This is a genomic window from Micromonospora halotolerans (genome assembly GCF_032108445.1).
GTDB lineage: Bacteria > Actinomycetota > Actinomycetes > Mycobacteriales > Micromonosporaceae > Micromonospora > Micromonospora halotolerans.
In genome coordinates this window covers 182,816-208,125 of record NZ_CP134876.1, presented here as the reverse complement: position 1 = coordinate 208,125, position 25,310 = coordinate 182,816, and the positions used below count along the sequence as shown (strand labels likewise).

Genomic DNA, 25,310 nt, shown 5'->3' with positions numbered 1-25,310 from the left:
TGGATGGGCTGTCCGTTTTCCCGACCGTCCGTATCGCACTTTTTGTCGTTTCGGCTGAGCATGACCCTCGCCGGGCGGGTAGCCCCGATCGGTCCCGGCCGGCGGCGGCTGGGCAGGATGGGGCCTCGTGTCCCGCGTCCCCGCTCCGCCCCGCCCCGCCCTGCTGCTCCTGGCCTACCTGGCCTTCGTCAGCCTCGGGCTGCCCGACGGCCTGATCGGGGTCGGCTGGCCGTCCATCCGGCGGGACCTGGGCGTGCCCACCGAGGCCGTCGGGGTCGTGCTCACGGCGGGCACGGTGGCCTACCTGACCTCCAGCGTGCTCGCCGGGTTCACCCTGGCCCGGCTGGGCGTCGGCTGGCTGCTCGCCGGCAGCACCCTGCTGGCCGGCGCCGCCCTGACCGGGTACGCGTCCACCCCCGCGCTCGCCGTCATGGTCGGCTTCGCGCTGGTCCTCGGGCTCGGCTCCGGGGCGATCGACGCCGGCCTCAACGCGTACGCGGCCGCCGCCTTCGGTCCCCGGCACATGAACTGGATGCACGCGTTCTTCGGGCTCGGCGTGGCCATCGGTCCGCTGATCATGACCGCGGCGCTCGGCGCCGGACTGAGCTGGCGCTGGGGGTACGCGCTGGTGGCCGCCGCCCAGCTCACCCTGGCCGCCGCGTTCGCGTTCACGGTGCGGCTCTGGCGCGGCGACCCGCAGGCCGGCGCGGCCCTGCCGCCGGACCCGGTCGCACCGCAGGTGGTGCCCGGCGAGCCGGCCGGCGCGGGGCCGGCGCGGCCGACCTCGATCGGCGCGACGCTGCGACTGCCGGCCGTGTGGCTCGGCGGGGCCGCCTTCGCCGTCTACGTGGCCATCGAGGTGTCCACCGGCCTGTGGGCGTTCCTGCTGCTCACCGAGGGGCGGAAGCTCTCCGCCGCGGTGGCCGGGCTCTGCGTCTCCGGCTACTGGGGGAGCCTCTTCGTGGGGCGGGTGGTCCAGGGGGTGGTGGCGGAGCGGCTGGGCACCGCCCGGGTGCTGCGCGGCAGCCTGCTCGGCATGGCCGGGGGAGCGGTGCTCATCGCGCTGCCCGCCCCGGGCTGGGTGACCGTGGCCGGCCTGCTGGTGGTGGGCTTCGCGGCGGCGCCGGTGTTCCCGCTGCTCACCCTGACCACGGCGGAACGGGTGGGCCGCGACCACGCGGACCGGACCATCGGCCTGCAGATCGGCGCGGCCGGCCTGGGCGCCGCCCTGGTGCCGGCCGCCGTGGGGGTGCTGCTGGCCCGGGTCTCGGTGGCGGCGCTCGGCCCGACCCTGGTGGTGCTCGCGGTGGCGCTCGTCGCCCTGCACGCCGCCGGCGCCCGCCAGGCCGCCCCGGTCTCCCGGGCCGGCTGAACCCCGGGGCGCGCACTCCGGGCGCCCCGGGGGCGGCTCAGATGTTGTCCGGGCCGGTCCGTCCGGTGGTCGACGGCCGGTACGCCCGGTCCGCGTCGGTCATCTCCCGCCGCTCGGCCTCCGGGCCGGCGCCCCGGTCCACCGCCTCCGGCCCGTGGCCGAACGCGGCCTCCTCGCCGGCGTCGTTGCCGGTGGCGTCGTCCGCCTGCCCGTCGAGGGTCGACCCGGACATCGCCCGCTCCAGCTCGCGCAGGGGCGTGCGTTCCTCGTCGCGCCACACGTGACTGTCGTTGTCGGTCATTCCCCTGCGGTACCCGGGCCGGATGATCGCAAACGGCCCCCGGACGCGGCGATGGCCGCCGGAGCACCGGCGGCCATCGGGGTTCGCGTTGTCCGGGGGTCGGCGACTCAGGGGGCCGGCCGGTCGACCTTGCCGCGCCAGGCGCCGGTCTCCTGACCGCGCCGCTCGATGAACTGCTTGAACCGCGCCAGGTCGCCCTTGGCCCGGCGGTCCACCACGCCCAGCTTGTCGCCGGCCTTCTCGACCGCGCCGTGCGGCTCGAACTCCAGCTGCAGTGTGACCCGGGTGTGCCCCTCGTCCAGCCGGTGGAAGGTCACCACGCCGGCCTGTTCGGTGCCCCCGGTGGAACGCCAGGCCACCCGCTCGTCGGGCAGCTGCTCGGTGACCTCGGCGTCGAACTCGCGCTTCACGCCGGCGATCTCCACGGTCCAGTGGGTCATCGTGTCGGAGAGCTGCCGGACCTCCTGGACGCCCTCCATGAAGTGCGGAAACTCCTCGAACTGCGTCCACTGGTCGTAGGCGGTGCGGATCGGGACGGACACGTCCACGTGTTCCATGACGCCGCTCATCTCGGTGTTCCTCCTGTTCCGCCGGTGTCTGCTCGCGGACCGTGGGCCGGTCCGCTCACCAGCGCGTCGTCTCGTTCTTGTGCCCGAGGGCGGCCCACACCTCGGACACCGTCTGGTACCGGGTGCCCTCGGGCAGGCCCTGCAGCGCCGCCACGATGTCGTCCGGCGCCTCGTTCTCCCGGGCGTTGGCCACCAGCGCCTCCCGGTCGCCCGGAAGAGCGGACATCGTGATGAACCGGCCGAGGCGGCTGCGGCCCTCCACGTCCTCCGAACTCATCCCCTTCGGGGCGCCGGTGCGCAGCTCGCCCGCCGGGGCCGTGGTGGCCTCGGGCTGGTCCTCCCCGGCCGGTTCCGGCACGCGGTGCTCCTCCACCCGGGAGCCGCCGGTGCCCGGCCCCTGGATCAGGCCGTTCACCTCGCTGCTCATCTGCTCGTCGAGCCTGGGTGAGTGCTTGCTGCTGCCACGTTCCATGCCGACAGACATGCCCGAGGGGGCCGCCGGTAAACCGGCGGCGGCCGGTGGAGCCGGTCACCGGCCCCCGAACCGGGCGAAGCCGGTCAGGAGTCGGCCGGAGCCCGCGGCGGCAGGACGGGCTCGCTCGGGTCGTCGACGCCCGCCTGCATCACCCGGCCCCGCTGGAGCTCGGCGTTGACCTGGACGCCGAGCATGAGCGCGCAGTTGGACAGGTAGAGCCACACCAGGAAGGCGATGACCGCGCCCAGGCTGCCGTAGGTCACGTCGTACGAGCCGAAGTTGGCCACGTAGAGGCCGAAGCCGAAGGAGGCGAGCACCCACGCCAGCAGGGCCAGCGCGCCGCCCGGGGTGAGCCAGCGGAACCGGGGCTGGCGCACGTTCGGGGCGATCCAGAACAGCAGGGACAGCAGGGTCATCGCCACCAGCGCGAGGACCGGCCACTTCGCCACCGTCCACACCTGGCGGGTGAGCCCGCCGGCGTGCAGCCGGTCACCCACGAAGTCGGTCACGGGGCCGCTGACGATCAGCGCCAGGGCCACCACGGCGAACAGCACCAGCGACACCGCGGCGAGCCCGATCTGCATCGGCCGCAGCCGGTAGAACGGCCGCCCCTCCTCGACCCCGTAGATCGCGTTGGAGGCCCGGGTGAACGCGCCGATGAAGCCGGAGGCCGACCAGAGCGTGCCGAGCAGACCGAAGCTGAGCAGCGCCTTCGCCGGGCCCTGCTGCTCCACCACGCCGCGCACCACGGTCACGAAGGCGTCGTTGCCGACCACCGAGCCGGCGCCGATCTCCCGGGCCAGGTCGATCACGGTGTCCACGGTGCGCGGCCCGTCCGAGACCAGCCCGACCAGGGCGACCACCACGATGGTCGAGGGGAAGAGCGCCAGCACCCCGTAGTAGGTGAGCGCGGCGGCCCAGTCGGCGCAGTTGTCCTTGACGAAGCTGCGCCCGGCGCGGACCAGCACCCCGCGCCAGGTGGCCCAGCTCAACTGCCGTACCCGGCGGGGGATCCGGGCCCGGGGCCGGCCGCCGGCCGCCGCATCCGTCGTCGCCGTCATGACCGCCTCCTCCGCCGCACCGGGCGCACCCCCGGCAGGTGGCCCGGGCGGTACCCGGTGGGGGAAGTCGGCAAACCGGTGCCGGTTTGTCCTGGACGGCGGGGGGAATCGGTAGAGGATCCCACCGAGACGGAGGAGGACGAGATGCCCGGGCGCGAGGTACTGCCCAGCACGCTGAAGCGCTCCCCGGACAAGGCACAGCGGACCTGGGAGAAGACACACGACTCGGCGGTCGAGACGTACGGCGAGGGGGAGCGGGCGCACCGCGCCGCCTTCGCCGCCGTGAAGCACGAGTTCGAGAAGGTCGGCGACCACTGGGAGCCGAAGGGGCGCAAGGGCCCGAGCGACCGGCAGGCGGCCGGCGGCGGGCCGACCCGGCGGGCCCCCACGGCCGGCGGGGTGGACGCCAACGCCAAGAAGGAGCACCTCATGGAGGTGGCCAAGAAGCTCGACGTGCCGGGCCGGTCCCGGATGACCAAGCCGGAGCTGGTCAAGGCGATCGAGAAGGCGAACAACAACGCCACCCGCAAGGCCCGCGGCGGCCGCTGACCGGCCGACCACGACACGGGAGCCCGGGACCAGGCAGGTCCCGGGCTCCCGTCGTGCCGCTCACCAGTGGCCGCCGCCCGGCGCCTCGATGTGCACGGCCTTCACCGTGCTGAACTCGTCGAGCAGCTCCGGGCCGTACCCGAAGCCCTGGCCGCTGCCGCGGCGCGGCTGCGCGGCGCCGCCCGGCGCGCCGCCGAACACCGCGTTGACCTTGACGGTGCCCACCGGCAGCTCCCGCCAGGCCCGGTGGGCGTGGCTCATCGAGCCGGTCAGCACCGTGGCGGCCAGCCCGTACGGGGAGTCGGCCGCGCAGCGCAGCCCCTCGCTGAACGAGTCGACCACGACCACCGGGGCGACCGGCCCGAAGGTCTCCTCCCGGACCAGCGTCATCTCGTGCCGGCAGTCGCTGACCACCGTCGCCGGGTAGAAGGCCCCCGGCCCGTCCGGCAGGCCGCCGCCGGTGCGCAGCCGTGCGCCCTCGGCCACCGCCGCGGTGACCTGCCCGTGCACGTGGTCCCGGTGCCGCCGGTCGACCAGCGGCCCGAGCTGGGTCCCCGGGTCCCGGCCCGGGCCCACGACGAGCGCCTCGGCCCGCTCCACCAGCGCGTCGACGAAGTCCTCGGCCACATCCCGGTGCACGTAGATCCGCTCCACCGCGACGCAGATCTGCCCGGCGTTGGCGAAGCACCCCAGCGCGGCCTGCTCGGCCGCCCAGACCGGGTCCACGTCCGCGTCCACCACGAGGGGGTCGCTGCCGCCGTTCTCCAGCAGCACCTTCGCGCCGGTGCGCGCGCCGGCGGCGGCGATCGCCCGGCCGGTCGCGGTGGAACCGACGTGGGCGACCACGTCCACCTCCTGCCCGGCCAGCGCCGCGCCGACCTCGGGGCCGCCGGTGAGCAGCGACAGCACCCCGGCCGGCAGCGCCGAGTCCAGGGCGCGGGCCAGCAGCCAGCCGGTCGCCGGGGTGCGCTCGCTCGGCTTGTGCAGCACCACGTTGCCGGTGACCAGGGCCGCACCGAGCAGGCCGCAGGAGACCGCCACCGGGTCGTTCCACGGGGTGATGGCGGCGACCACGCCGCGCGGCTCGGGCGCCATGAAGTCCAGCGCGGAGGGGGCGCCGTGCAGGGTCCGGCCGCCCCGTACCGGGCCGAGTTCGGCGTACTGTCGCAGCGTGCCGATGCCCGCCGCCACGCCACCGCGCGCGTCGTCCAGCGGCTTGCCCATCTCCGCCGTGGTGGCCCGCGCCAGCTCGTCGGCGACGGCCTCGACCGCGTCCGCCGCGCGGTGCAGCGCCGCCGCCCGTTCCGCCGGGGCGGTCGCCGCCCACTCCGCCGCCGCGCCCCGGGCCGCCTCGACGGCCTTGGCCACCTCGTCCGCCGTCGCCACCGGCACGGTGGTCACCGGGGAGCCGTCGGCCGGATCGTGTACGACCAGCTCGCCCCCCGAACCCCCGGCACCCCACACTCCACCTATGAGCTGTGCAACCGTGTACATGCGGCAGTGGATGCCCCGACCCGGCCCGGGCAAACGCGTTTCGCCCGGTAACCGGCCGGGTAGGCGGGTCGGATGATTTCCACCGCGGACGCCGTTGTCATCGGGGCCGGCCACAACGGGCTGGTGGCCGCGAACCTGCTGGCCGACGCGGGCTGGGACGTACTGGTGCTGGAGGCGACCCAGGTCCCCGGCGGGGCGGTGCGCTCCGCCGAGGTGACCGCCCCCGGCTACCTCAGCGACCTCTACAGCTCCTTCTACCCGCTCGGCTTCGCCTCGCCGGTGCTGGGCGGCCTGGGCCTGGAGCGCCACGGTCTGTCCTGGACCCACGCCCCGGACGTGCTGGCCCACCTGCTGCCCGACGGGCGCGCGGCCGTGGTCAACCGGGACCTGGACGCCACGGCCGCCTCGCTGGAGGCGTTCGCGCCGGGCGACGGCGACCGGTGGCGGCACGCGTACGCCGACTGGTGCCAGGTGGCCGAGCCGATGCTGGACACCATCACGAGCCCGTTCCCGCCGGTGCGCGGCGGGCTAACCCTGCTGCGCCGCCTGAAGGTCTCCGGCGCGCTGCGGCTCGCCCGCCGGCTCGTCGTGCCGGTGCGCAAGCTCGGCGACGAACTCTTCGCCGGCGAGGGCGGGCCGGTGCTGCTGGCCGGCTGCGCCCTGCACACCGACCTGTCGCCCGAGGAGGCCGGCTCGGGCGTGTACGGCTGGCTCCTCGCCATGCTCGGCCAGCAGGTCGGCTGGCCGGTGCCGGTCGGCGGCGCGCAGCGGATCACCGACGCGCTGGTCGCCCGGCTCGTCGAGCGGGGCGGGCGCATCGAGTACGGCGCCCGGGTCGAGCGGGTGCTCACCGCCCGGGGCCGCGCCATGGGTGTGCGCACCGCCGGCGGCACCGACTGGCGGGCCCGGCGGGCGGTGCTCGCCGACGTGCCCGCCCCGGCGCTCTATTTGGACCTGGTCGGCCCGGCCGCCCTGCCACCCCGGCTGGTCGAGGACCTGGCGCACTTCCGGTGGGACGGCTCCACGCTCAAGGTGGACTGGGCGCTCTCGGCGCCGGTGCCGTGGAAGAACCGGGCGGTCGCCGGCGCGGGCACCGTGCACCTCGGTGCCGACCTGGACGGGCTCACCGCGTACGCGGGGGCGCTGGCCCGCGGCGAGGTGCCCCGGGATCCGTTCCTGCTCGTGGGGCAGATGTCGGTGGCCGACCCGAGCCACTCCCCGCCGGGCACCGAGTCGCTGTGGTCCTACACGCACCTGCCGTTCCGCCGGCACTGGCGGACCGAGGACGTCGTCGGGCACGTGGAGCGGATGGAGGAGGTGCTGGAGGAGGCCGCCCCGGGCTTCCGCTCGCTGATCGTCGGGCGGCACGTGGCCGGTCCCGGCGACCTGGAGGCGGCCGAGCCGAGCCTGGTCGGCGGCGCGCTGGGCGGCGGCACCGCGGCCGCGTACCAGCAGCTCTTCCTGCGGCCGATCCCCGGCCTGGGCCGCGCGGACACCCCGGTGGACCGGCTCTACCTGGCCAGCGCCTCGGCGCACCCGGGCGGCGGGGTGCACGGCGCGCCCGGGGCGAACGCGGCCCGGGCCGCCCTGGCCCGCGACCGGGCGCTCACCGGCGGCGTGTACGCGGGCGTGATCGGCGCGGCGCACCGCGCCGTCTACCGCTGACCGGCCACCCGGCCTGGCGCACAGCCTCACGCTGCGTCGTCATGACGCAGCGTGAGGCCACTGTCCGTGCGAACGCGGGTCAGGTGTCCAGGTTGCGGTGCCGGGTGCGCAGCTTGAACGGCATCAGCGCGCTCTCGATCTTGGTGGCGGTGGTCATCTTCGAGGCGCCCTCACGGCGCTCCTCGAAGCGGATCGGCACCTCCAGGATGGTGTGCCCCAGCTTGGTGGCCAGGTAGTGCATCTCCACCTGGAAGCTGTAGCCGTTGGACTGCACCCGCTCCAGGCCGATGTCGCGCAGCGCGTCGGCCCGCCAGATCTTGAAGCCGGCGGTCAGGTCGCGGATCCGCACCCGCAGCAACGTGTGCACGTAGAGGTTGGCCCAGCCGCTGAGCGCGCGCCGGTAGAGCGGCCAGTTCTCGTCCAGCTCGCCGCCCGGCACGTAGCGCGAGCCGATGACCACGCCGGACTGGGTGGACAGCAGCGCGCCGAGCATGCCGGGCAGCGCCTCCGGCGGGTGCGACAGGTCGGCGTCCATCTGCGCCACGTACTCCGCGCCGTCGTCGAGCGCCCGCCCGATGCCGTCCACGTACGCCCGGCCGAGGCCCTCCTTGCCCGGTCGGTGCACCACGAGCACCCGGTCCGGGTGCTCGATGGCCAACTTGTCGGCGACCTCCCCGGTGCCGTCCGGGGAGTTGTCGTCCGCGACGAGCACCTTCAACCCGGGCAGCGGCAGCGCGAGGAGGCGCTCGACCAGCACCGGGAGGTTGCCCGCCTCGTTGTAGGTCGGAACGACGACGGTCAGGCGTGCGTCGCGCCACGGGGAGGGCAACTGCACGGGTTCGATCATCACGGACATCCTCGGTCGGCCGACAGGTTCACCTGAGAGGGTAGCCAGTACCCTCCGCGCGGTCCGCACAGACGCCCGTGCGGAGGATTCCGGACGGTTCGCCGGCGTGGGCGGTCAGCGTAACCGGCGGGCCAGCCCGCCGGCCGCGGTGAGCAGCGCGCCGACCGCCAGCACGGACACCGCGGGCTTGTGCGTGCTCACCCAGAGTGCCGCCGAGCGCCGGCGGGCCGAGTCGGCGAAGACACCCTCGACGCCCCGGTCCCGCTCGTCGTCGCCCGGCCGGTCCAGGTTGTCGCGCCAGGTCGCCGGGTCGATCGGGCCGTCGGTCTGCTGGCTGTCGTAGCCGTCCCGGGCCAGCTTCCGGTCGAGCAGCCCGGGGAAGAGGACGTTGCCCAGCCGGGCCCGCCAGGTCGGGCCGCCCACGTTCAGCTCGCGCGGCCCGTGGTCGGCGGCCCAGAGCACCGCCCGCGCGGCCACCTCGGGCGCGAAGATCGGCGGCACCGGCTGCGGATGCCGGGGCAGCCGGGTGCGTACCCAGGAGAACTGGGGGGTGTTGAGGGCTGGGAGCTGCACCATCGACAGCTTCACACCGGGGCAGTCGTGCAGCAGTTCGGCCCGGAGCGAGTCGTTGAAGCCCTGCACCGCGTGCTTGCTCGCGCAGTACGCCGACTGCAGGGGGATGCCCCGGTAGGCCAGCGCGGAGCCGACCTGCACGATCGCCCCGCGCCGGTGGCCGCGCATGTGGCGTAGCGCGGCCAGCGTGCCGTGCACGGTGCCCAGATAGTTGACCTCGGTGACCCGGCGGAACTCGGCGGCGGTGATCTCCCAGGCCGGCGCGAAGACCGACACCATCGCGTCGTTGATCCAGACGTCGAGCCCGTCGTAGTGGTGCGCCACGTCGTCGGCGGCCGCCTGCACCGCGCCCGCGTCGGCGACGTCCAGCCGGTAGGTGCGCACCTCGGCGGCGCCGAGCCGGCGGCAGTCCCGCTCGGCGGCGGCCAGCCCGGCCGCGCCCCGGGCCAGCAGGGCCAGCCGGGCGCCGCGGGCCGCGTACGCCCGGGCCACCGCGCGCCCCACGCCCGCGCTCGCCCCGGTGATCACCACGCGCTGGGTCACCGGTCCGCCTTCTGTCGGGTGGCGATGTCGGCGAGCCGGGTCAACGTCTCCTTGTTGCGCTGGTGCAGCACCAGGTCGTTGAGCTTGTTCCGGACCCACCGCAGCGGCCCGGCGGCGAAGTCCTCGCCGATGGTGACCCGCGTCCGGCCGTCGGCCAGCGGTTCGAGCCGGAACACCACGATCGCCTCGCCGGCCGGCCACAGCCCGGCCCGCACGACGAACTTGTGCGGGGCGTCGCACTCCAGCACCGTGGAGGTGTCCTGGAGCGAGAACGGCCACGGGCCGGCCTTGTGGTGCAGCCGGCTGCCCACCCGGGGCCAGGTCTCGTCCACGTCCCGGACGTGCACCGTGCCCACCACCCAGTCGCTGTACGTCCACCCGTCGGCGAGCACGTCGAACACCTGCTGCGGGGACGCGTCGATCACTTTCTCCACAATCGCCACCGCAATCCCATACCCCCGCCCGGACCTCCGCTAACGACCGGCCGGGTTAGCTTCTCGGGGGCGGCGGGTAACGCCGGACCGGGCCGGCGGCAGCGCGGTGCGGACCGGCGTACGGCGCCGGAGGGGTCTGCCCCGCCGAAGTTGATGTTTACTCCTCGGGGGGTCGGGAACCCGCCGCCCGTGCGACGGGACCACGAGCGGGATCAGTGCAGGTCAGCCCGGGTTGACCCGGGTGCTGGCCGGTTCCCGTCCGGCCTGTACGACGCGGTGCTGCTGGACCGGGACGGCACGCTGATCGAGGACGTGCCCTACAACGGCGACCCGGAGAAGGTCCGGCCGCTGCCCGGCGCCCGGGAGGCGCTGGACCGGCTGCGCGCGGCCGGGCTGCGCCTGGCGGTGGTGAGCAACCAGTCCGGCCTGGCCCGGGGCTGCTTCACGGCCGACGACCTGCGCCGGGTGAACGCCCGGGTGGAGCAGCTGCTCGGCCCCTTCGACTGCTGGCAGATCTGCCCGCACGGCGAGCCGGACCGCTGCGCCTGCCGCAAACCGGCGCCCGGGCTGGTGCACGCCGCGGCCCGGGCGCTCGGCACCACACCGGCCCGGTGCGTCCTGGTCGGCGACATCGGCGCCGACATGGCCGCCGCCGCGGCGGCCGGAGCGGCCGGGATCATGGTGCCCACCCCGGCCACGCGCGCCGCCGAGGTGGCCGCCGCGCCGACCGTCGCCGCCGACCTGCCGGACGCCGTGGGCACCATCCTCGGCCGGATGCGGCTGGTGGCCGCGCCGGAGCCGGCGCCCCGGCGAGGCACCGTGCTGGTGGCGCGCAGCGACGCGGCCGGCGACGTGCTGGTCACCGGTCCCGGCATCCGCGCCGTGGCGGCCGGGGCGGAACGGGTGGTGCTGCTCTGCGGGCCACGCGGCCGGGCGGCGGCGGAACTGCTGCCCGGCGTCGACGAGATCATCGAGTGGCCGCTGCCGTGGATCGACGCCCCGGCCCCGGCGGTCGACCCGGCCGGGATGCGCGCCCTGGTCGACCGGCTCGCGGCGGTCGGCGCGGAGGAGGCGGTCGTCTTCACCTCCTTCCACCAGTCGGCGCTGCCGCTGGCGCTGCTGCTGCGCATGGCCGGGGTGCCGCGGATCAGTGCGATCAGCGACGACTACCCGGGCGCCCTGCTGGACGTGCGGCACCGCGTGCCCGTCGGGGTGCCCGAGCCGGAGCGGGCCCTGTCGCTGGCCGCGGCGGCCGGCTTCGCGCTGGCCGCCGGCGACGAGCCGGGGCTGCGGCTGCGCGCCGACCGGCTGCCGCCCGCGCCGGCCGCCGGCGAGCCCGGCTACGTGGTGCTGCACCCGGGTTCCTCCGCGGAGACCCGGGCCTGCCCCTTCGAGCTGGCCACCCGCATCGTCCGGGTGCTCAGCGCGGCCGGCTACCGGGTGGTCGTCACCGGCGGGCCCGACGAGCGGGAGCTGACCGCGCAGGTCGCCGCCGCGGGCGGTCTCGACCTGGGCGGGCGCACCGGCCTCGGCGAACTGGCCGCGGTGGTCGCCCGGGCCGGCGCGCTGGTGGTCGGCAACACCGGGCCGGCGCACCTGGCGGCGGCGCTCGGCGTGCCGGTGGTCAGCCTCTTCGCCCCGACCGTCCCGTTCGGACAGTGGGGGCCCTACCGGGTGCCCACCGTCCGGCTCGGCGACGCCGGGGCGGCCTGCCGGGACACCCGGGCCACGCGCTGCCCGGTCCCCGGCCACCCCTGCCTCTCGGCCGTCGAGCCGGGCCGGGTGCTGGAGGCGCTGCGGCTGCTCGGGGTGCCCGCCGACGCGCCGGAGCCGCTGGTCAGCGCCCCCGGCGGGGTGGTCGCATGAACGTCCTGGTCTGGCACGTGCACGGGTCGTGGACCACGTCGTTCGTGCACGGCAAGCACCGCTACCTGGTGCCGGTCACCCCGGAGCGCGGCGCGTACGGGCTGGGCCGGGCGCGGACCTATCCGTGGCCGGACAGCGCCGTCGAGGTGACCCCGGCGGAGCTGCGCCGCGCCGACGTGGACGTCGTGCTGCTCCAGCGGCCCGAGGAGTTCGACCTGGCCTGCGAGTGGCTGGGCCGGCGCGTCGGCCGGGACGTGCCGGCGATCTACGTCGAGCACAACACCCCGAAGGGCGACGTGCCCAACACCCGCCACCCGATGGCCGACCGGGACGACCTGCTGCTCACCCACGTGACCCACTTCAACGAGCTGTTCTGGGACAACGGGGGCACCCGCACCGCGGTCGTCGAGCACGGGGTGGTCGCCCCGGCCGTCGAGTGGACCGGCGAACTGGACCGCCTCGCCGTGGTCATCAACGAGCCGGTGCGCCGCTGGCGCGTCACCGGCACCGACCTGCTGGCCCGCTTCGCCGACCTCGCCCCGCTGGACGTCTACGGCATGAAGGTGGCCGGGCTCGCCGAGCACCTGGGCCTGCCCCCGGACCGGCTGACCAGCCACGACGACGTGCCCCAGCACGCCATGCACGCCGAGCTGGCGAAGCGGCGGGCGTACCTGCACCTGTGCCGGTGGACCTCGCTCGGGCTGAGCCTCGTCGAGGCCATGACCATGGGCATGCCGGTGGTCGCGCTGGCCACCACCGAGGCCGTGGAGGCGGTCCCGCCGGCCGCCGGCGCCCTCTCCACCCGGGTCGACACGCTGGTCGACGCGGCCCGGGGCCTGCTGGACGACCCGGCGGCGGCCCGCCGGGCGGGCGCCGCGGCCCGGACCGCCGCCCGCGACCGCTACGGCCTGGAGCGTTTCCTCGCCGACTGGGACCGGCTGCTGGAGGAGGAAGTATGCGCATCGCGATGATCTCGGAGCACGCCAGCCCGCTCGCCGTCCTCGGCGGGGAGGACGCCGGCGGCCAGAACACGCATGTCGCGGAGCTCTCCGCCGCGCTCGCGGCCGCCGGCCACGACGTCCGGGTGTACACCCGGCTCGACGCGGTGGACCTGCCCGTGTCGGTCCGCGCCCCGGACGGGTACGAGGTGGTGCACGTGCCCGCCGGGCCGGCCGAGCCGGTGGCGAAGGACGACCTGCTGCCGTACATGCCGGCGTTCGGGGAGTGGCTGGCCGAGCGGTGGCGCACCGGCGACTGGCAGCCCGAGGTGGTGCACGCGCACTTCTGGATGAGCGGGCTGGCCGGGCTGGCCGCCGCGCGGCGCACCGGGGTGCCGGTGGTGCAGACCTTCCACGCGCTCGGCACGGTCAAGCGCCGGCACCAGGGCGCGCAGGACACCAGCCCGCCGGGCCGGGTCGCGCACGAGCGCCGGCTGGGGCGCTCCGTCGACCGGGTGGTCGCCCAGTGCCAGGACGAGGTCGCCGAGCTGGTCCGGATGGGGGTGCCCCGGTCCCGGATGACCGTCGTGCCGTCCGGGGTGAACCTGTCCACCTTCGCGCCGCTCGGCCCGGTCGCCGACCGGGACGGGACCCGGCCCCGGATCCTCACCGTGGGGCGGCTGGTCGAGCGCAAGGGCTTCCAGGACGTCGTCCGGGCCACCGCGCTGGTGCCGGACGCCGAGTGCGTGGTGGTCGGCGGCCCACCGGCCGGGCTGCTGGAGACCGACCCGTACGCGCTGCGGCTGCGGGCGCTCGCCGCGTCCCTCGGGATCGCCGACCGGGTGAAGCTGATCGGGGCGGTGCCCCGGGAGGAGATGGGGCGCTGGTACCGGTCGGCGGACGTGCTGGTGGCCGCCCCCTGGTACGAGCCGTTCGGGCTCACGCCGCTGGAGGCGATGGGGTGCGGCGTACCCGTGATCGGCACCGCCGTCGGCGGGCTGATCGACACGGTGGTGCCCGGCCGGACCGGTGACCTGGTGCCCGCCCGCGACCCGGCGGCTCTCGGCGCGGCGGTCCGCGGGCTGCTCGGCGACCGGATCCGCCGGTTCGCCTACGCCACCGCGGCCCTGGAGCGGGCCCGCACCCGCTACTCCTGGTCCACCACGGCCGACCGGCTCGCCGAGCTGTACGCCGAGGTGGCCACCGTGCGCCGGCCCACCCGGGTGGTCGCCTGATGGCGGCGCCCACGCCGGCCGCCGGCGGGACGGTCCTCGAGGACCACCTGACCCGGCTGGCCGCCGCGCTGCTGCCGCTGCGCGACGCCGAGCTGCTGCTGGCCCGCTGGGGCGGGGAGCTGGCGCACCGGCTGGCCTCCGGCGGGCGGTTGCTGGTGGCCGGCAACGGCGGCAGCGCCGCCGAGGCCCAACACCTCACCGCCGAACTCGTCGGCAAACTCCGCGACGACCGCGAACCCCTCTCCGCCATCGCCCTGCACGCCGAAACCTCCGCCCTCACCGCCATCGGCAACGACTACGGCTACGACGAGGTCTTCGCCCGCCAGGTCCGCGCCCACGGCCGACCCGACGACATCCTCCTGCTCATGTCCACCAGCGGCACCAGCACCAACCTGCTCACCGCCGCCCGCGCCGCACACGACACCGGCCTACGCTGCTGGGCCTTCACCGGCCCCGCCCCCAACCCGCTCGCCGGAACCTGCCACGAGACCCTCGCCATCGACTCGCCGGACAGCCAGGTGGTCCAGGAGCTGCACCTGGTCGCCACCCACGTGCTCTGCGAGTACGTCGACCGGGCGCTGCCGGCGGCGCTCGCCGCCCGCGCGGCGGGCACGACGCCGGCCGACACGGTGCGCACCGGCGTCGAGGTGGTGCTCGGCGACGGCCCGGACGGGAAGGTGCAGGCCCGATGAGGAGGTCGAGCATGACGGGACCCGTGGTGGTGCTCGGTGACACCCTGCTGGACCGGGACGTGGAGGGCGTGGTGAACCGGCTCTGCCCGGACTCCCCGGTGCCGGTGCTGGAGGAGACCACGCACGTCGACCGCCCCGGCGGCGCCGGCCTCGCCGCCGTCTTCGCCGCCGCGCAGGGCGCCGAGGTCGCGCTGGTCACCGCGGTCGCCGACGACGCCGGCGGGGCGCGGCTCGGCACCCTGCTCGCCGCCGCCGGCGTGCAGCTGTACGCGCTGCCGCTGGCCGGGGCCACCCCGGAGAAGATCCGGCTGCGGGCCCGCGGCCGGGTGCTGCTGCGCCACGACCGGGGCGGGCCGGCCGGTGAGCCGGGCGAGCCGAGCGAGGCCGTGCTGCGCCTGCTCGCCACCGCCTCCGCCGTGCTGGTCAGCGACTACGGCCGGGGTGTCGCCCGGCATCCCGCCCTGCGTGCCGCGCTCGCCGCGACCCGGGCGCCGGTGGTCTGGGACCCGCACCCGCGCGGCCCGGCCGCGGTGCCCGGGGTGAGCCTGGCCACCCCCAACGAGTCCGAGGCGCGGGAGTTGGCCAAGGCGCCACCGGGCGCGTCCCGGCTGGTCACCGCGTCCCGGGGCGCGCAGGCGCTGCGCCGGCGCTGGCAGGCCGGGGCCGTGGCGGTGACCCTGGGCGGGGACGGCGCGCTGCTCTGCCACGCCGGTTCCACCCCGCTGGTGGTGCCCGCCCCGGCCGCCGAGGGGGACACCTGCGGCGCGGGCGACCGGTTCGCCGCGGCGGCCACCCTGGCCCTGGCCGGGGGTGCGCTGGTCTCCGAGGCGGTGCAGGAGGCGGTGGCCGAGGCGTCCGCGTACGTGGCCGACGGGGGAGTGGCCGCCGCGCTGCCCGCCCCGGTGCGGACCGCCGCCCCGGCGCTGATGGTCGGCGGCGGGGACCGGATCGGCGCCGCCGCGGCCGGCGAGGTGGTGTCCCGGGTACGCGCGGCCGGCGGCACGGTGGTGGCCACCGGCGGCTGCTTCGACCTGCTGCACGCCGGGCACGTGGCGACCCTCCAGGCGGCCCGCCAGCTCGGCGACTGCCTCGTGGTCTGCCTGAACTCCGACGCCAGCGTGGCCGGGCTGAAGGGGCCGGAGCGACCGGTCGTGCCGCAGGGTGACCGGGGCCGGCTGCTCGCCGCGCTGGGCTGCGTCGACGCCGTGCTCATCTTCGACGAGCCCACCCCGCGCGCGGCGCTGTCCTGGCTGCGCCCGGACATCTGGGTCAAGGGCGGCGACTACGCCAGCGGCGGCGGCGCGGAGACCCTCCCGGAGGCGGAGATCCTCGCCCGCTGGGGCGGGCACACGGTGGTCGTGCCGTACCTGGACGGCCGGTCCACCACCGACATGATCGCGGCGGCCCGGGCGGGGCGCGGCCGGCCCGCGGCCACCGGGCGCGCCCGGGAGACGGTCGTCCGGTCCACGGCGGAGGGAGCACGATGAGCGTGCGCAGCGAGCGAACCGTCCGGCTCGGCGCGGCTCGGCCCCGTGCCGTCGCCGGCCGCGAGGAGGCGGTGGCATGAGCGGCAGTCCACCCGGGACCGGTACCACCGTCCTGGTCACCGGCGGGTCGAGCGGGCTCGGCGCGGCCGTGGTCGCCGCCGTGGCCCGGGCCGGCGGCCGTCCCCTGGTGCTGGACCGGCAGCGGCCCGCCGACGGCGTGCCCTGGGTGGAGTGCGACCTGGCCGACACCCGGGCCGCCGAGGCCGCCACCCGGGACCTCGCGGAACGCTCCGGCGGCCTGGACGCCGTGGTCACGGCGGCCGGCATGGACGTGCCGGGCAAGCTCGTCGACGTGCCGGCGGAGACCTGGGAGCGGATCGTCACGGTGGACCTGCTCGCCACCGCCGCGGTGATCCGGGCCGCGCTGCCCTACCTGGAGGCGTCCCGGGGCAACGTCGTGACGGTCGCCTCCACGCTCGGGGTGAAGGCGGTCAGCGACGCGACCGCGTACTGCGCGGCGAAGTTCGGGGTGGTCGGCTTCACCCGGGCGCTCGCCGCCGAGCTGGCCGGCACGGTCGGGGTCACGCTGCTCATCCCCGGCGGCATGCGCACCGCCTTCTTCGACGAGCGGGACGCCCAGTACCGCCCCGGGCCGGACGCGGTGCTCAACGAGCCGGCCGACACCGCCGCCGCGGTGATGTTCGCCCTCTCCCAGCCGGCCGGCTGTGCCGTACGCGAGATGGTGGTCTGCGCGCAGCAGGAGTCGTCGTACCCGTGATCCTGGTGCTGCGGGCGCTCGGGGTCGGCGACCTGGCCACCGCGGTCCCGGCGCTGCGTGGCCTGCGCGCCGGCCTCCCGGGCCGGGAGCTGGTGCTGGCCGCGCCGGCCTGGCTGGCGCCGCTGGCCGCGCTGACCGGGGCGATCGACCGGGTGCTGCCGACCACCGGGCTGGCCGACCGGGCGGCGTGGCCCGGCCCGCCGCCGGAGGTGGCGGTCAACCTGCACGGGCGGGGGCCGGGTTCGCACCGGATGCTCGCCGCCGCCCGGCCGGGCCGGTTGCTCGCCTACCGCAACGCCGAGGCCGGGCACCTGACCGGCCCGGCCTGGGACGACGACGAGCACGAGGTGCGCCGCTGGTGCCGGCTGCTGCACTGGTACGGCCTCCCGGCCGACCCCGGCGACCTGGCGCTGCGCCGGCCGCCCGCCGCCGCCGACCCGGCCCGGGCCACCGTGCTGCACCCGGGCAGCAAGATCCCCGCGAAGCGCTGGCCGGCGGGTCGCTTCGCCGCGCTGGCCCGGATCCTCACCGCCCGGGGACACCGGGTGGTGCTCACCGGCTCGACCGACGAGCGGGACCTGGCCGCCCGGGTGGCCCGGGACGCGGGGCTGCCACCGGACGCGGTGCTCGCCGGCCGGACCGGCCTGGCCGAGCTGGCCGCGCTGGTGGCCGAAGCCCGGCTGGTGGTCAGCGGGGACACCGGCATCGCGCACCTGGCCACCGGCTACGGCACCGCCTCGGTGGTCCTCTTCGGGCCGGTGCCGCCGGCGCACTGGGGCCCGCCGCCCGACCGGCCCCGGCACCGGGTGCTCGGGTTCCCGCCCCACGACGGGATCGACCGGGATTGGGCCGGTTCCGGCGGGGTAGGAACCCACCCGACGTTGGCGGCCATCGAGGTCGACGAGGTGGTGGCCGCCGTGGACGAGGCGGAACGGGCGGTGCGGGTCTCCGGTGCGATTGCGGCGTAGTGATCCGGGCGGGCCGGGCTACGGACGCCGGCGGCGCGGCAAGGGCTGGCTCTTCGTCGACGCGAAGGGCGCGGCGGTGCGCGACCCCGACGCGCTGGCCCGGCTGCGCGAGCTGGTCATCCCGCCGGCCTGGCAGGACGTGTGGATCTCGCCGCACCCGAACGGGCACATCCAGGCCACCGGGATCGACGCGGCCGGCCGCAAGCAGTACCTCTACCACCCGAAGTGGCGGGAGAAGCGGGACGAGGCCAAGTTCGACCACGTGCTGGAGGTGGCCCACCGGCTGCCCGTGCTGCGTGACCGGGTCGAGCACGACCTGGCGCTGCGCGGCCTGCGGCGGGAGCGGATCCTGGCCACCGTCGCCCGCCTGCTCGACATGGGCATGTTCCGGGTCGGCAGCGACCAGTACGCCACCGGTGAGGACGCGACCTTCGGCGTCTCCACCCTGCGCCCCGAGCACGCCCGCTCGCGCGGCGGCTGCGTGGTCTTCGAGTTCCCGGCGAAGGGCGGCATCGAGCAGGTCCGCCGGATCGAGGACCCGGAGCTGTGCCGGGTGCTGACCAACCTGCGCCGCCGCCGGCGGGCCGAGGAGCGCCTGTTCGGCTACTGGGACGGCCGGACCTGGCGGGACGTGCGCAGCGACGAGGTCAACGACTACCTGCGCGAGGCCAGCGGCGGGGAGATGACGGCCAAGGACTTCCGCACCTGGCATGCCACCGTGCTGGCCGCGACCGAGCTGGCCACGGCCGGCCCGCAGCGCTCCACGACGGCCCGCCGGCGGGCGGTGGCGGCGGTGATGCGCGCGGTCGCCGAGCTGCTCGGCAACACCCCCACCGTGGCCCGCACGTCCTACGTGGACCCCCGGATCGTCGACCTCTATCACGACGGGGTGCTGGCCCCGGTGCAGCCGGACATGCCGCGCGAGGCCGTGGAGAAGGCCGTTCTGGTGCTGCTGGAGGAGGAGGCGGGCTGACCGGCCCCGCCGTCGGTCCTGGGGGGAAGAACGACGGGGCCGGAAACCGGTGTGGCCGCCGATGGCCCGTGTCGTTCGGGGCGCCGCCACCGGGCGGCCGCCCGCGACGGAACCGCCGCGGGCGCCTCGCCACGGCCCCCGATACCAGTGGGCCGTGCCGGTCGCCCGGCTGCCGGCCCGCACTCAGTATGTCCGGCCGGAGTTGACTGCGGACGCCGCCGTGTTGACGATCCGTGCCGCATGCAGGTGGCGCGCCCGGTACGCCTGCGGGGTCTCCCCGTACGCGGCCCGGAACGCCCGGCTGAAGTGGGCCTTGTCCCGGAAGCCCCAGCGGCCGGCGACGAGCTGGATCGGCCGGTCGGCCAGCGCCGGGTCGGCGAGGTCCCGGCGGCACCGCTCCAGCCGCTCGTCCCGGATGTACGCCGCCACGGTGGTCTCCTCGGCCTCGAAGAGCCGGTGCAGCGACCGGACCGAGACGTGGTGCGCGTCGGCGATCGACTGCGGGCTCAGCGCGGCGTCGCCGAGGTGCTGGCGGACGTGCGAGCGCACCTGGGCCAGCAGGGCCCGACGGCGGACCTCGGTGGGCACCGCGTCCTCGGAGACCAGGTGCCGGCCCAGCATGGTGGAGATCAGGTCGAGCCCGATGCCGCCCAGCCGCTCCGCGTCCGCCGCGTGGTACTGCTCGGGATGGTCGGTGAGCCGGATGAGGTAGTCGGCCAGCAGGGCCGCGATCCCCTCGGCGCCGGACATCCGGCCGGCGAACAGGGGGGCGAGCCGGCGGTTCGCCAGCGGCAGCGCCTCGTACGGGATGAAGGCCACGATCGAGCTGACGGGCTGGTCCCCGTCGTCGCCGTGGTGGCTGAGTTCCTGCGGCCGGGCACAGTCGTAGAAGGTGAAGTCGCCGGCGGTGCAGATGCCGCGCTGCCCGTCCTGGTCCGCGATGCCGGTGCCGGCGAGGGTCAGCGCGAGCACGTAGTAGTCCGCGTCGGAGCGTTGGATGAGCTTCCGGGTCCGGGTCCCGTCCAGCGAGGGGTAGCGGTGGCGGACGAGCTGCATCTGACCCAGGTCGAGGAACTCCGACCGGGCGACGAAGTTGTCGGCGTGCTCGGTGCGTACCCGCATGAGCCCGGGCGTGCTGGCGAGCATGTCCAGCCACAGTCCGAAGCGGTCGGCGGCGGGCACCTGTTCGGTGTCGAAGACCTGCCGCCTGAGTTCCGTGTCCATGCCCGACCCCCGGTGGTTCGTCCAGCCGTCATGAAGCAGGACGCCCCACGAGGCCGGAAGTTGGCACCCGTGGGGCGTGAACTATCCGTCATTGACGGACGTGAAATGTTCTGTTAACAGTCCGGTCAGTCGTTGAGCACGGTGGCGAGCCGGTCCCGGAAACGCCGCTCCGAGTCGCTCACCACGTCGCCGCCGAGGCCCAGGATGCCGCCCGTGGACGCGGCGCCCACCACCTGCTCGGCGATCTCCACGAGCCAGTGGCGGTAGGCGCCCGCCTGTCCCTCGTCGATCCTGGCGGACAGCAGCACGGATGCCTGCCCGGCCCGGCCGAGCACGTCCTCGATCATCGCCTGGGGGTCGTCGGGGGTGATGACCGGCAGTTCCTCACCGGCCTCGGGGTCGCCCACCCGGGAGACGATCTCGCCGGCGACGGCGGCCACCAGCGGGCTGGCCGACTCGCGGCCCGCGGCGATCGTCTCCAGCCCGGCGGCGTTCTCGGCCATGGTGCGCCGGGTGCCGTCGGACTCGGCCGCGGCGGCCGCCGCGAGGACCGACTGCGGCAGACCGACCAGCAGCCCCCACTCCTCGTCGGAGAAACCGAACCCGGTGTACGCCGGCTGCTCGATCACGATCAAGCCCCTTTCGCCGTGGTCGTCGTTGTCGACGGGCGCCGTCACCGCGGCGCCCGGGTCAGGCTAGTCCAGCTCCAGTAGGCCCTGTTCGGACACCACGCGGACGGACAGCGTCTTGTAGCCCACCTCGTCGAAGAGCACCGTCATCCGGTCCTCCTCGTAGCTGAGCACCAGGCCGGTGCCCCACTCGGGGTGGCGCACCTGGCTGTGCACGGGAAACGGCCCCACCGCGCCCTCGGACGCGACGCTCGTGCCGGCGTGGCAGTTGTCGCAGTGCCCGCAGACCTCGCTCATCTGCTCACCGAAGTACGCCAGCAGCGCCTGCCCCCGGCAGCCCGTGGTCTCCGCGAAGGCGCGCATCATGTCGGTCCGCGACCGGGTCACGGTCTGCTGCCGCTCCGCCTCGGCCAGGGCGGCGCGGCCGGACTCGGCGGCCGCCGGGGCGTACCGGGGGGCGGCGATCCGCTGGCGGGCCCGGGGTTCCGCGGCGCCCACCTGCTCCAGCAGGGACAAGTACTGGCCGAGCTTGCGCGGCCCGAGGCCGGTCAGCTCGCGCAGTTCCTTCTTGGTGCGGGGCTGCTTGCGCAGCAGGGCGGCGAGCTCGGCCAGCTCGTTCTCGTCGGGCAGGCCGCCGCTGAAGTAGCGCTGGAGACCGACGTCCTCGGCGCGCCAGAGCAGCAGCACCCGGGCGGGCGCGCCGTCCCGGCCGGCCCGGCCGATCTCCTGGAAGTAGCTGTCCGGCGAGTCGGGCAGTGCCATGTGCACCACCCAGGCGATGTTCGGCTTGTCGATGCCCATGCCGAACGCCGAGGTCGCCACCATGATCGGCACCTGGTCGGCGAGGAAGGCCTCGTGCAGCTCGTTGCGCGCGCCGGTCGGCATCCCGCCGTGGTAGTACTGGGCCGGGAAGCCGGCCTCGGTGAGCCGCTGGGCGAGTTCCTCGGCCGCCCGCCGGGTCGGCACGTAGATGATGCCGGGCCGCTCGTCGTCGCGGAGCAGGGCGAGCAGCCGCCGCCACCGGTAGTCGTCGGTGGGGCAGTGCGCCACCTCCAGGAAGAGGTTGGGCCGGTCCAGCCCGGACACCACCACCTCGGGGTCGCGCAGCCGCAGCCGGGCCACGATGTCGTCGCGCACCGGCGGGGAGGCGGTGGCGGTCAGCGCCACCACCGGCGGCCGGCCGATGCCCTCGATGAGGTGGCCGAGCGCCAGGTAGTCCGGGCGGAAGTCGTGCCCCCAGGCGGAGATGCAGTGCGCCTCGTCGATCGCCACGAGCGCCGGCTTGAGCGCGCGGACCTCGGCCAGCCGCTCCGGGTTGCTCAGCGCCTCCGGGGTGATGAACAGGAACTCGGCGCGACCCGCCCGGATCTCCTCGATCGCCTCGGCCTGCTGGGCCGCGCTCTCGTCGGAGCTGATCCGGACCGCCCGCAGCTCGGGCCGTTGCCGCTCGTTCAGCGCGGCGATCTGGTCCTGCTGGAGGGCGAGCAGCGGGGAGATGACCACCGTGGGGCCCGGGATCAGGCTGGCCGGGATCTGGTAGATCGCCGACTTGCCGGCGCCGGTGGGCAGCACCACCAGGGCGTCGCGGCGCTTCATGACCGCCCGCATGGCGGCCAGCTGGTTGGGCCGGAGGGCGGTCCAGCCGAAGAGGCTCTTGGCCGCGCGGCGCAGGGTCGTGGAGTGCGTGGTCAGTCTCATCAGTGGCCGCAGGTACCCCTGGCGATCACCGCCGAAACCGCGCCGCGCCGACCGTCACATCCGTACCCTGCGGGGCGGTGAGCGGAGCCCGAGGGAGCACCGGCTCACCGCCGCCGGGGCACGGACGTCAGCGCAGCCGGGGGAGGACGTCGCGCTGGTAGAGGTCGAACAGGCCCTGCCAGTGCGGGCCGGTGTTGGCCACGTAGATCTCGTCGAAGCCGGCCTTGGCGTACTTGTCGATCATCTCCAGGTGGGCGTCGGCGTCCCGGCCGCAGACGAACGACTCCTTCATCATCTCGGGCTTGACCAGCTGCGCGGCCTGCTCGAAGTGGCGCGGTGACGGGAGCACCTGGGACAGCTCGCCCGGCACGCCGGCGTTGGGCCACCGCTCGTACGCGATCCGCGCGCCCTCGTCCTCGCTGTCGGCGTACGCGGCCTTGAACCCGGCCTGGCAGGGCTTGTCGCCGCCGCCGGAGTCGCGGAACCGGCGCACCATGTTGGCGTCGGGCATGGTGCTCACGTAGCCGTCGCCGATCCGGGCGGCCAGCTCGATCGACTTCCCACCGAAGCCGGAGACGTAGATCGGCGGGGGCGTGTCGGGGCGGGTGTAGATCCGGGCGTGCTCCACGGTGTAGTGCTTGCCGTGGTGGTTGACGAAGTCGCCGGTCCACAGCTCCCGGATCACCTCGACGGCCTCCTCCAGCATCTCCAGCCGGACGTCGGCCTGCGGCCACGGGTCGCCGAAGATGTGCTCGTTCAGCGCCTCGCCGCTGCCCACCCCGAGCACGAACCGTCCCTCGTGCAGCACCGCGCTGGTGGCCGCGGCCTGGGCGATCACCGCGGGGTGGATGCGGACGGTCGGGCAGGTGACCGCGGTGGTCACCGGCAGCCGGCAGACCTGGCTGAGGGCGCCGATGGTCGACCAGACGAAGGGGCTCTGGCCCTGCGCGTCGACCCAGGGGTGGTAGTGGTCGGAGATCCACAGTGCCTCGAAGCCGGCCCGCTCGGCGCCGCGCGCCTGTTCCAGCAGCTCCGCCGGGGTGTACTCCTCGCTGGACAGAAAGTAACCGATCTTCATGGTTCCCCCTCGCCGGATTCGCGTGCCGGGCGCACGCGACGGACAACGGCAGCCCTACCCCGGGGAGACGGGATCCGAACGCGGCGGGTCAGCGGCGGAACATCGCCCGGATGGCGATCAGCAGGAACAGGCCGCCGACCACCAGGCCGAGCAGGCGTACGCCGGGGATGTCCGCGGCGCTGGTGGCGTCGGCGAGCAGGGCGGGAGGCATGTCCGCACTCTCCCACGGGCCCGCCGGCGGTGCCAGCCGCTAACAGTAAGGATTGTTGACTATTTAGGGACGCGGTGTGACCATGTCAGCACCGCCGGGCGGCGGGCCGTGGGGAAGACGGGGGTACGACAGCGCATGAGTGAGCGGACCGTGGGAGCGACCGGAGACCTGGCGGCCCTGGCGGCCGCCGTCCTGCAACCGGGGTTCGTCGGCACCACACCGCCGCCGTGGGTCTGCCGCTGGCTCGCCGAGGGGCTCGGGTCGGTGGTCCTCTTCGCCCGCAACGTCGTCGACCACGAGCAGGTCGCCGCGCTGACCGCGACCCTGCGCGCCGAGCGGCCCGACGTGATCGTGGCCATCGACGAGGAGGCCGGCGACGTCACCCGGATCGAGTCGGTCCGCGGCAGTTCCCGGCCGGGCAACCTGGCCCTCGGCGCGGTCGACGACCCGGCCCTGACCGAGGCGGTCGCCCGCGACCTGGGCGCCGAGCTGGCCGGCGTCGGCGTCACGCTCAACTACGCCCCGGACGCCGACGTCAACTCCAACCCGGAGAACCCGGTGATCGGGGTGCGCTCGTTCGGCGCCGACCCGGCCCTCGTCGCTCGGCACACCGCCGCCTGGGTCCGCGGCCTGCAGGCCGGCGGCGTCGCGGCCTGCGCCAAGCACTTCCCCGGGCACGGCGACACCCGGGTCGACTCCCACCACGACCTGCCCCGCATCGGTGGCGACCGGGCCCGGCTGGACGCCGTCGAGCTGGCCCCGTTCCGGGCCGCCGTGGCGGCCGGGGCGCAGGCGGTGATGACCGGGCACCTGCTGGTGCCCGCCCTGGACCCGGAGCTGCCGGCCACCCTCAGCCCGCGCATCCTGGGCCGCCTGCTCCGCGAGGAGCTGGGCTTCGGCGGCGTGGTGGTCACCGACGCGGTGGAGATGCGGGCCGTGGCCGACCGGTACGGCTTCGCGGGGGCGGCGGTCCGCGCGCTCGCCGCCGGGGCCGACGCGATCTGCGTCGGCGGCGAGCGGGCCACCGAGGCCGACGCCCGCGAGCTGCGGGACGCCATCGTGGCCGCGGTCGTCGCGGGCGAGCTGCCCGAGGAGCGGCTGGCCGAGGCGGCGAAGCGGGTCGGGCAGCTCGCCGCCTGGACGGTCGCCGCCCGGTCCGGCCGGTCCGGCGCCCGGCCCGGCGACGCCGGCTCGGCGGTCGGCCTGGCCGCCGCCCGCCGGGCCCTGCGGGTGGTCGCCGCCGCGGGCGGGCTGCCGCTGGCCGGCCCGGCGCACGTGGTGGAGTTCGCCCCGCCCCGCAACATCGCCATCGGCGAGGAGACCCCGTGGGGGATCGCGGCGCCCCTGACCGACCTGGCGCCCGGCACCACGACCGCCCGGTACGCCCGGGACGAGGTCCCCGCCGACCCGGCCGCCGCCGCGGCCGGCCGCCCGCTGGTGCTGGTGGTGCGGGACCTGCACCGGCACGACTGGATGCGGGACGCCGTGTCCCGCGCCCTGACCGCCCGCCCGGACGCGGTGGTGGTCGAGCTGGGCGTGCCCGAGCTAGTCACCGGGGCGGTGCACGTGGCGACCCACGGCGCGACCCGGGCCTCCGCCCTCGCCGCCGCCGAACTGCTCGCCGGCCCCCGCTGAGCCCAGCCGGCCGGC

At 75.8% G+C, this 25,310-nt stretch carries 25 protein-coding genes; 12 read left to right on the top strand and 13 right to left on the bottom strand.

The window, feature by feature from the left end; genetic code table 11:
* Positions 1 to 127 precede the first annotated feature (127 nt).
* Entirely contained in the window at positions 128 to 1,372 is a 1,245-nt protein-coding gene (locus RMN56_RS01015; protein WP_313721913.1) for an MFS transporter, read from the top strand.
* Between the two features lie 37 nt (positions 1,373 to 1,409).
* Here RMN56_RS01015 and RMN56_RS01010 read toward each other — a convergent pair whose 3' ends face one another.
* The 4 genes from RMN56_RS01010 to RMN56_RS00995 all read right to left on the bottom strand — a co-directional run bounded on the left by RMN56_RS01010 (position 1,410) and on the right by RMN56_RS00995 (position 3,778).
* Positions 1,410 to 1,673, bottom strand: a complete 264-nt coding sequence (locus tag RMN56_RS01010) for a hypothetical protein (RefSeq protein ID WP_313721912.1) — start codon at positions 1,671 to 1,673, stop codon at positions 1,410 to 1,412.
* 107 nt (positions 1,674 to 1,780) lie between these two features.
* Positions 1,781 to 2,242 (bottom strand): SRPBCC family protein, encoded by a 462-nt coding sequence (locus tag RMN56_RS01005; RefSeq protein ID WP_313721911.1) that lies wholly within the window; start codon positions 2,240 to 2,242, stop codon positions 1,781 to 1,783.
* Positions 2,243 to 2,297: 55 nt separating this feature from the next.
* A complete protein-coding gene (locus tag RMN56_RS01000; protein ID WP_313721910.1) occupies positions 2,298 to 2,714 on the bottom strand; it encodes a DUF2795 domain-containing protein in 417 nt (138 codons plus the stop codon).
* 86 nt (positions 2,715 to 2,800) lie between these two features.
* A complete protein-coding gene (locus RMN56_RS00995; protein ID WP_313721909.1) occupies positions 2,801 to 3,778 on the bottom strand; it encodes a YihY/virulence factor BrkB family protein in 978 nt (325 codons plus the stop codon).
* A gap of 144 nt (positions 3,779 to 3,922) precedes the next feature.
* Between RMN56_RS00995 and RMN56_RS00990 the strand changes: the two genes are divergently transcribed.
* Positions 3,923 to 4,327 (top strand): ChaB family protein, encoded by a 405-nt coding sequence (locus RMN56_RS00990; protein ID WP_313721908.1) that lies wholly within the window; start codon positions 3,923 to 3,925, stop codon positions 4,325 to 4,327.
* Between the two features lie 60 nt (positions 4,328 to 4,387).
* On the opposite strand, the gene RMN56_RS00985 is transcribed toward RMN56_RS00990, so the two are convergent.
* The gene (locus RMN56_RS00985; RefSeq protein ID WP_313721907.1) at positions 4,388 to 5,821 is read right to left on the bottom strand and encodes an aldehyde dehydrogenase family protein; all 1,434 of its coding nucleotides are present in this window, start codon (positions 5,819 to 5,821) and stop codon (positions 4,388 to 4,390) included.
* A gap of 72 nt (positions 5,822 to 5,893) precedes the next feature.
* On the opposite strand from RMN56_RS00985, the gene RMN56_RS00980 reads away from it, so the two are divergent.
* Positions 5,894 to 7,486 (top strand): phytoene desaturase family protein, encoded by a 1,593-nt coding sequence (locus RMN56_RS00980; protein WP_313721906.1) that lies wholly within the window; start codon positions 5,894 to 5,896, stop codon positions 7,484 to 7,486.
* 79 nt (positions 7,487 to 7,565) lie between these two features.
* On the opposite strand, the gene RMN56_RS00975 is transcribed toward RMN56_RS00980, so the two are convergent.
* From RMN56_RS00975 to RMN56_RS00965, 3 genes are all read right to left on the bottom strand, one after another.
* Positions 7,566 to 8,333, bottom strand: a complete 768-nt coding sequence (locus RMN56_RS00975) for a polyprenol monophosphomannose synthase (protein ID WP_262283754.1) — start codon at positions 8,331 to 8,333, stop codon at positions 7,566 to 7,568.
* 114 nt (positions 8,334 to 8,447) lie between these two features.
* Positions 8,448 to 9,449: an SDR family oxidoreductase gene (locus RMN56_RS00970; RefSeq protein ID WP_313721905.1), complete on the bottom strand. Its 1,002-nt coding sequence runs from the start codon at positions 9,447 to 9,449 to the stop codon at positions 8,448 to 8,450.
* The gene (locus tag RMN56_RS00965) at positions 9,446 to 9,883 is read right to left on the bottom strand and encodes an SRPBCC family protein (RefSeq protein WP_313721904.1); all 438 of its coding nucleotides are present in this window, start codon (positions 9,881 to 9,883) and stop codon (positions 9,446 to 9,448) included. The genes RMN56_RS00970 and RMN56_RS00965 overlap by 4 nt, the downstream gene beginning before the upstream one ends.
* 189 nt (positions 9,884 to 10,072) lie before the next feature.
* Here RMN56_RS00965 and RMN56_RS00960 point away from each other — a divergent pair, with 189 nt between their 5' ends.
* From RMN56_RS00960 to RMN56_RS00925, 8 genes are all read left to right on the top strand, one after another.
* The gene (locus RMN56_RS00960; RefSeq protein WP_376787258.1) at positions 10,073 to 11,749 is read left to right on the top strand and encodes an HAD-IIIA family hydrolase; all 1,677 of its coding nucleotides are present in this window, start codon (positions 10,073 to 10,075) and stop codon (positions 11,747 to 11,749) included.
* The gene (locus RMN56_RS00955) at positions 11,746 to 12,720 is read left to right on the top strand and encodes a glycosyltransferase (RefSeq protein WP_313721903.1); all 975 of its coding nucleotides are present in this window, start codon (positions 11,746 to 11,748) and stop codon (positions 12,718 to 12,720) included. Before RMN56_RS00960 ends, RMN56_RS00955 begins: the two co-directional genes overlap by 4 nt.
* The gene (locus tag RMN56_RS00950) at positions 12,705 to 13,922 is read left to right on the top strand and encodes a glycosyltransferase (RefSeq protein ID WP_313721901.1); all 1,218 of its coding nucleotides are present in this window, start codon (positions 12,705 to 12,707) and stop codon (positions 13,920 to 13,922) included. The genes RMN56_RS00955 and RMN56_RS00950 overlap by 16 nt, the downstream gene beginning before the upstream one ends.
* Entirely contained in the window at positions 13,922 to 14,614 is a 693-nt protein-coding gene (locus tag RMN56_RS00945; protein WP_313721900.1) for a D-sedoheptulose-7-phosphate isomerase, read from the top strand. Before RMN56_RS00950 ends, RMN56_RS00945 begins: the two co-directional genes overlap by 1 nt.
* Positions 14,615 to 14,625: 11 nt before the next feature.
* Positions 14,626 to 16,101: a PfkB family carbohydrate kinase gene (locus tag RMN56_RS00940; protein WP_313721899.1), complete on the top strand. Its 1,476-nt coding sequence runs from the start codon at positions 14,626 to 14,628 to the stop codon at positions 16,099 to 16,101.
* A gap of 76 nt (positions 16,102 to 16,177) precedes the next feature.
* The gene (locus tag RMN56_RS00935; RefSeq protein WP_313721898.1) at positions 16,178 to 16,879 is read left to right on the top strand and encodes an SDR family oxidoreductase; all 702 of its coding nucleotides are present in this window, start codon (positions 16,178 to 16,180) and stop codon (positions 16,877 to 16,879) included.
* The gene (locus RMN56_RS00930) at positions 16,876 to 17,847 is read left to right on the top strand and encodes a glycosyltransferase family 9 protein (protein WP_313721897.1); all 972 of its coding nucleotides are present in this window, start codon (positions 16,876 to 16,878) and stop codon (positions 17,845 to 17,847) included. The genes RMN56_RS00935 and RMN56_RS00930 overlap by 4 nt, the downstream gene beginning before the upstream one ends.
* Positions 17,831 to 18,820: a DNA topoisomerase IB gene (locus RMN56_RS00925; RefSeq protein WP_313721896.1), complete on the top strand. Its 990-nt coding sequence runs from the start codon at positions 17,831 to 17,833 to the stop codon at positions 18,818 to 18,820. Before RMN56_RS00930 ends, RMN56_RS00925 begins: the two co-directional genes overlap by 17 nt.
* 183 nt (positions 18,821 to 19,003) lie before the next feature.
* On the opposite strand, the gene RMN56_RS00920 is transcribed toward RMN56_RS00925, so the two are convergent.
* The 5 genes from RMN56_RS00920 to RMN56_RS00900 all read right to left on the bottom strand — a co-directional run bounded on the left by RMN56_RS00920 (position 19,004) and on the right by RMN56_RS00900 (position 23,660).
* Positions 19,004 to 20,044 carry a helix-turn-helix domain-containing protein gene (locus RMN56_RS00920; RefSeq protein ID WP_313721895.1) on the bottom strand — a complete coding sequence of 347 codons (1,041 nt, stop codon included), beginning with the start codon at positions 20,042 to 20,044 and terminating at the stop codon, positions 19,004 to 19,006.
* 125 nt (positions 20,045 to 20,169) lie between these two features.
* Positions 20,170 to 20,673 carry a hypothetical protein gene (locus RMN56_RS00915; protein ID WP_313721894.1) on the bottom strand — a complete coding sequence of 168 codons (504 nt, stop codon included), beginning with the start codon at positions 20,671 to 20,673 and terminating at the stop codon, positions 20,170 to 20,172.
* 66 nt (positions 20,674 to 20,739) lie between these two features.
* Positions 20,740 to 22,371 (bottom strand): RecQ family ATP-dependent DNA helicase, encoded by a 1,632-nt coding sequence (locus RMN56_RS00910; protein ID WP_313721893.1) that lies wholly within the window; start codon positions 22,369 to 22,371, stop codon positions 20,740 to 20,742.
* A 127-nt stretch (positions 22,372 to 22,498) separates the two neighbouring features.
* Positions 22,499 to 23,449: a TIGR03557 family F420-dependent LLM class oxidoreductase gene (locus RMN56_RS00905; protein WP_313721892.1), complete on the bottom strand. Its 951-nt coding sequence runs from the start codon at positions 23,447 to 23,449 to the stop codon at positions 22,499 to 22,501.
* 88 nt (positions 23,450 to 23,537) lie between these two features.
* Positions 23,538 to 23,660 carry a hypothetical protein gene (locus RMN56_RS00900; protein ID WP_255474570.1) on the bottom strand — a complete coding sequence of 41 codons (123 nt, stop codon included), beginning with the start codon at positions 23,658 to 23,660 and terminating at the stop codon, positions 23,538 to 23,540.
* Between the two features lie 135 nt (positions 23,661 to 23,795).
* Here RMN56_RS00900 and RMN56_RS00895 point away from each other — a divergent pair, with 135 nt between their 5' ends.
* Complete coding sequence (locus tag RMN56_RS00895; RefSeq protein WP_313721891.1) at positions 23,796 to 25,295, top strand: glycoside hydrolase family 3 protein; 1,500 nt, start codon at positions 23,796 to 23,798, stop codon at positions 25,293 to 25,295.
* The last annotated feature ends 15 nt before the right edge of the window (positions 25,296 to 25,310 follow it).